Genomic DNA, 6,000 nt, shown 5'->3' on the forward strand with positions numbered 1-6,000 from the left:
GCTAAAGAAAACTTGGCTGGCGCCCGAAGACACTGTCTTCGCACGAATTAGCCTTCTAGTTAGCCTTGGCGTAGGCGGCCGCCTTAGTTGCCCTTATGCTTCCAGAAAGTATACAACGAAGTTATACTTTTTGACTAGTATAAAAAAGGGCTTCTTTTCAATGACTAGTTATTTAACTTAGAATCCATTTTTACTCAGGATGGTTATTACTGGGATTTTAACCAACAACTTGTACTATATTTTTAAGTAGTCAGCATGTATAATTCATTTTACGAGGTCTTGAAGGCAGCAAGCCACAGGAAAGGGGTAGTTCAAGTGAAAAATAGCATAGGGTTTAAGAGTATTATCTTAATAATATTTGTAATCACAGTCATTATGAGCACCGCTTCGATAACCCAAGCTGCCACATTAGCGCAGGGAGCTTCCGGTTCAGAAATCCGTGTGGTACAAGCACAGCTCCAAAGCTTAAATTATGATGTTGGCCCAGTGGACGGCATTTACGGAACTAAAACCAAAGCTGCTGTTCAGGAGTTTCAACGTGACAACCATTTAGTAGTGGATGGAATTGCCGGGCCCCAAACACAAGCAGCGTTACAGAAAGCCTATTCTCCTCAGGGAAAAACTGATCAAATCATTAATACCGCCAAAAGTTTCTTAGGGGTTCCCTACCGATGGGGAGGCACCACTCCTGCGGGCTTTGACTGTTCTGGCTATACACAATATGTTTTTGCTAGTCAAGGTATTACTTTACCGCGTGTCTCCCTTGACCAATACGCAGTTGGAACTCCAGTGGCCTTCAATAAACTCATTCCAGGTGACTTGGTTTTCTTTAACCTAGTCGCAGGAAAACAAGTGAGTCATGTTGGCATTTATATTGGAGATAACCAATTTATCAGTGCAACGAGTAGTAAGGGAATCGCAATTTATGCTTTTACACCGTATTGGGCCAATGCCTATGTTGGGGCAAAACGTGTCTACTAAAGTCCATGACTTGAGTTAATTGATTTCAGCTGAGTGAAAGTTTCTCTAAGGAAAATATCCTCATCTCTTTTTGGGAGATGAGGATATTTTCTAGTCAATTACCATTGCCGCCCTGAATCAGCCGCCATATGATTCTTCACATTTTTAATGATATTTCTCTTTACTGAGAAAGTACTGATATTATTCCCTTCTTCACTTCAGCTTGACAATAAAGCGAATAACTTCCCCACTGCATTCAGCCCATATCTGACCCCCTTGCAATTCTACGATCCCTTTGGCGATTGCTAAGCCCAAGCCAGAACCCCCTTTATCCGCTGTCCGGGATTGTTCAACTCGGTAAAACCTATCAAATAATCGCGCCAATTCGGACTGGGGAATGTGTTCCCCTTTATTTTGAATAATCACGAGGACATCGTTGTCCTCCTTTGAAAGTTTGACAATGATTTCTCCAGGTTTATAGCTATACTTGACAGCATTTAGCAAAAGATTCTCAAAAACACGGACCGTTTGATTAACATCGATATCGACATAGATCTTCTCTTGAGGAATCTCCTTGATAATCGTCAAATTATTTTCTTCAAAGCTCGGTGTATGCTCTTCTAGTAACTGTTCTAGCAATTCATTCAAAGAGACTGTTTCTAGCGTTAACCTAACTCCTTTGTTCGTTAGCTTGGTATACTGGAACAAGTCGGCAATTAACCCACCTAATTTCTCTGATTTATTATAAACAATATTAACATAATCATTAAATTGCTCGTCAGTTTCATATTTCCCATCTTTAATCAGGTTTAAATACCCTAAGATGGAGGTTAAAGGGGTTCTCAAATCATGTGAGAAGTTGGTAATTAGTTCATTTTTCGTTCTTTCTGCTCGCCGTTCTTCCTCGATTTTAAGTTTAAGCTCTGCCGCCATATGATTAATGTTACCCGCTAACGACCCCAGCTCATCTTGGCTTTTCTGGGATACTCGAAAGTCTAAGTTCCCTTTAGATATTTCCAGGACTCCTCCTGCCAATTCTTCGATGTGACGCATTTTTCTGAGCGTTAACAAATAAAACAATGAAATAAAGGTGATGACCGCGAGAAGAATACCTAGCGGAGAGGACTCTTTAGAATAAGCCAAATAAGCGGTTGGCATTCCCTCAACCACTAGAAAGAATTTGTTCGTTTCATTAAAGAGGGGATATATCCCAATATAAGCTTCTTCCCTGTTGTTGAAGCCTATATTTCTGCCATATTTGAATTCCATTAGTTTTTGTAAGTCAATTTGGGTTTCGGCGACGTACTTAGATTTGAAAAGGACTTTGCCGTCTAGGTCGACAATAAATACCTTTTGGTTACTAATCTGGCTATGGCCATTTTCGTTTGAAACCATTTGTTCGATGACAACTTTATTCGAGAGAGTTGGATCGGCTTCTTTGATGTCGTGTAATATTTTTCCGGCTGCTTGGTCGATTTGTTCCATGCCACGAGTGTAATCGATATAAGGCCGTTCTACCATGAGCCAATGATTACTAATACTAAATACAATATATGAACTCAATAGACATATGACAAACGTCATAATAAGTTGAACTCGAATACTTTGCTGAATTTTCCCTTCGGAAAATTCATACACCTTTTTAAAGGGTGTCAGTAACTTTTGCATAAACTTGGGCAGTTTAGGTTTACGTGGCTTAAGTAGCTTCAATAATTTAAGTTTCAATTTTATAACCTACTCCCCACACGGTTTTAATATATTGAGGTTTACGCGGATTGTCTTCAATCTTTTCTCGAATTTTCCTAATGTGTACCATCACGGTATTATCGGATTCAAAGAAATCTTCTCCCCAAACGGTCTCATAAATCTTTTTAATACTAAAGACGAGCCCTCTGTTGTGTGCCAGAAGTTCTAATATAGCGAACTCCGTCGGAGTTAGTTTTACCTCACGCCCCCCCACTTTTACTTCATGGGTAGCAATATTAATGGAAAGGTCATCAATTTCCATTTCTCCCTCCGTTTCAGGAGTTAGCTGATTAAACTGGGTAAAACGTCTCATTTGGGATCTAATTCTAGCCATAAGTTCCAAAGGGTTAAACGGTTTGGACATATAATCATCGGCGCCTGCTGTCAGCCCTAAAATCTTATCTGTATCTTCACTTTTAGCGGATAGCATAATAATGGGCATATTTTTCTCTTCCCGGATCTTCAGACAGGCTTGAATGCCATCAAGTTCAGGCATCATGATGTCTAAAACAATCAAATCAACAAGGTCCTTTTGCAATATATCAAGAGCCATCCGACCATCTGAGGCTTTCAAGACGAAATAACCTTCGTTTTTAAGATAAATATCAATTAAATCTCTGATCTCTTTTTCATCATCAACCACAAGTATGGTTCCTTTAGCCATGCGCGCACTCCCTCCATGTTTACGTAAAAAACCAGATCAAAAACCAGACCACCTAATACTATAGCAGAAAAGAGATCTAAAATAACATGCTGTTTGATAAATTGGGTCGCTAAAATGATTAAGATAGCGGTTATATATACAAACGTGACATTTAAGTAATTTTTAGCTGGATATTTGTTGATCGCTTTAATCATTATAAAGCTCGTCATCACATGAATACTGGGAAAGGCATTATAAGGCTGGTCATTATTATAAACAAAAGAGATCATCCTAGTCAAAAAATCATTGCCTATCAAATCCGGCCTTGGAACATCTGTTTGGAAAAAGAAATAAATTCCGTAAGCTACCAACAAGCCTAGGTTAATGGACAACAATGTCCGGTAATAGGTTTTTTTATCTTTAAGGCAAAAGTACGCTAAGGTTCCAAAAATAAAGAAATACCACATTAAATAGGGCAAAATAAATAGTTTTATAAAGGGAATCCCTTGGTCTAAGTCTGTTACTAAGCTATGAGTACCTCGATTTGCGTTATTAAGCAGGCAATAAATAAGATTAGAAATTGGAATAGAGACTAATAAACATAAGGGCATAAAATTTTTAATTACTTTCGGCATTTCTTTGATTCCTCCTTTCGATTTAAGATTGTATATCCAATAGAGATTATCCCGTTTTTTGATCCGCTCTTAAATTGGTCATTAATTCTAGCATCTTTTCCACAGCCCGTTCTGCGGAATGACCGGGTAACGCTGCGGCCGCTTTTTCTCGCATTTTCTTGATTTCCTTAGGATAACTTAAGAAAAACTCAAGCAGCTCTTCCAATTTCTCTTCCGTGTCGGCGATATTCCCTGCCCCAATACGTTGCAAAAAGTGGGCATTTTCCTCTTCTTGACCGGGTATAGGCTTAAAAATCACCAGAGGCAAATGCCGCGTGAGTGCCTCAGTAACCGTTAGCCCTCCGGCCTTGGTTATGATCAGATCGGAAACCGACATGAGATCTTCTAAGTTATCAACGTACCTTAAGCGAGCTAAAGGGTTACGGGCACTTGCAATCACTTCTTGCAAGGAGTGATACAATTTCCGATTATTTCCGCAAACGATAATCAACTGCACAGGAACTAAAGAATTGGCAAGTTTCATACAGATTTTTTTCGTGCTTTCCAAACTTCCGTGGGCTCCCATGACAAGAAACGTAAGAAGATCTGGTTTAAGCCCTAACTCAGAAACAATGGGCTTTGGGTCTATCTTTACTTCGAATTTTGGACTGACTGGGATCCCTGTCACATCTATCCTTCTGGCAAGAATTCCCCCGGTCACTAACATCTCTTTAACTTCCTCGCAAGCTACAATGTAGCGATCCACCCCTGGATTGACCCAATGACTGTGAACCGTGTAATCTGTAATAACGGTGATCACCGGAACCTGCAGAATATGTTCCAGCCTTAGTTGAGCTAGAATTGATGAAATAGTTGGATATGTGCACACAATCAGATCCGGTTCAAATTCCTGAATGTATTGAAGAAAATCAGTTCTCCCTAATTGGTTCAGAAAACGCTGAATCCTGGAATTAGGCTGTAGTTTAGAGGTTTGATAATAAAATTTCCCCCAAAGCTTTGGAGAATGTTTAACCAACTCAAAGTAAAGTTTTTTAACCACACTATTGAATCGCTTACTTAAAAAATCGCCAAAATCCAAATGAGTTACAATTGCCAAAGGTTCCTTGATACGTATTCCTTCAATCACTGCTTCAGCCGCTCGCAAATGTCCGTTTCCAAATGCTGCAGAGAATACGAGAATTCTCAACTGCTTCAAGTCTACCCCTCCCTCTTCACAACCATTTTCTAACAGCTCTGCAGTCATTATAAGGTTTAGTTCTTAAAAGAAAGTACGACTAAATCTTAGGAAATTCTTAAAATTTAATTATAGTTCCTTTACGCGATGAATTTGAGCCTATATGCGCAGCAGCACTACTAGATTTCAAATACCAAAAAGGACCTGTACCACTTTTAAAAGTGATCACAAGTCCTTTTTGGTATTTAACTTTTTGCAGGTTGATCCTATAGTATCACTCACGAGATGTTTCTTTTTTTGCACTTATGTCCACTGAACATCATCGCTTACTTACTTCTTCATTAATTTTATCGTCAATATACCTAACACAGAGCCTATTGCAATCCCGACCGCAACCCAAACAGCCGTAATCATATTGTTCACTCCTTACTTCACGATTTGTCCATCTCCATAAACCATGTACTTAATCGTGGTCAATTCCTTTAGCCCCATTGGCCCACGGGCGTGTAACTTCTGAGTACTAATCCCAATTTCCGCTCCAAAACCAAAACGTCCTCCGTCTGTGAAACGAGTTGAAGCATTTACATAAACAGCGGCTGCATCAATTTCTCTTAAAAACCGTTGGGACCTTGTATAATTTTCGGTGATAATCGTTTCTGAATGCTTGGTACTATATTTGTAAATATGATCGAGTGCCCCATCAAGCCCCGGTACAACTTTAACACTTAAAATAAGGTCCAGATGTTCTGTCACCCAGTCTTCCTCGACGGCAGGGACGGCATAAGACAAGATTTCACACGTTTTGGGGCAGCCTTTTATTTCGACTTGGTGCTTCTTAAGTT

General features: G+C 39.5%; 5 protein-coding genes and 1 pseudogene. 1 reads left to right on the forward strand and 5 read right to left on the reverse strand.

All coding sequences use genetic code 11. The features are described 5' to 3' along the window. The first annotated feature begins 375 nt into the window (after positions 1-375). Positions 376-981, forward strand: a complete 606-nt coding sequence (locus tag UF75_RS13475) for an NlpC/P60 family protein (RefSeq protein ID WP_242860233.1) — start codon at positions 376-378, stop codon at positions 979-981. 192 nt (positions 982-1,173) lie between these two features. Here the strand turns inward: UF75_RS13475 and UF75_RS13480 are convergent, their stop codons facing one another. The 5 genes and pseudogenes from UF75_RS13480 to proA form a co-directional block, all read right to left on the reverse strand. After that, complete coding sequence (locus tag UF75_RS13480) at positions 1,174-2,685, reverse strand: ATP-binding protein (RefSeq protein WP_052693237.1); 1,512 nt, start codon at positions 2,683-2,685, stop codon at positions 1,174-1,176. Then, positions 2,675-3,370 carry a response regulator transcription factor gene (locus UF75_RS13485; RefSeq protein ID WP_045575114.1) on the reverse strand — a complete coding sequence of 232 codons (696 nt, stop codon included), beginning with the start codon at positions 3,368-3,370 and terminating at the stop codon, positions 2,675-2,677. Before UF75_RS13485 ends, UF75_RS13480 begins: the two co-directional genes overlap by 11 nt. Beyond that, positions 3,316-3,984 (reverse strand): phosphatase PAP2 family protein, encoded by a 669-nt coding sequence (locus UF75_RS13490; RefSeq protein WP_045575115.1) that lies wholly within the window; start codon positions 3,982-3,984, stop codon positions 3,316-3,318. The genes UF75_RS13485 and UF75_RS13490 overlap by 55 nt, the downstream gene beginning before the upstream one ends. A gap of 46 nt (positions 3,985-4,030) precedes the next feature. After that, positions 4,031-5,179, reverse strand: a complete 1,149-nt coding sequence (locus UF75_RS13495; RefSeq protein ID WP_045575116.1) for a UDP-N-acetylglucosamine--LPS N-acetylglucosamine transferase — start codon at positions 5,177-5,179, stop codon at positions 4,031-4,033. 405 nt (positions 5,180-5,584) lie between these two features. Further along, a pseudogene (gene proA, locus UF75_RS13500) lies at positions 5,585-6,000 on the reverse strand (gamma-glutamyl-phosphate reductase); the annotation flags it as partial.

This window comes from Desulfosporosinus sp. I2 (genome assembly GCF_000960765.1).
Classification (GTDB): domain Bacteria; phylum Bacillota; class Desulfitobacteriia; order Desulfitobacteriales; family Desulfitobacteriaceae; genus Desulfosporosinus.

Bases quoted from the DNA above. Each gene is read 5' to 3' on its own strand.
- UF75_RS13475 (WP_242860233.1), top strand. From the start codon at position 376: ATGAGCACCGCTTCGATAACCCAAGCTGCCACATTAGCGCAGGGAGCT.
- UF75_RS13485 (WP_045575114.1), bottom strand. From the start codon at position 3,370: ATGGCTAAAGGAACCATACTTGTGGTTGATGATGAAAAAGAGATCAGA.
- UF75_RS13490 (WP_045575115.1), bottom strand. From the start codon at position 3,984: ATGCCGAAAGTAATTAAAAATTTTATGCCCTTATGTTTATTAGTCTCT.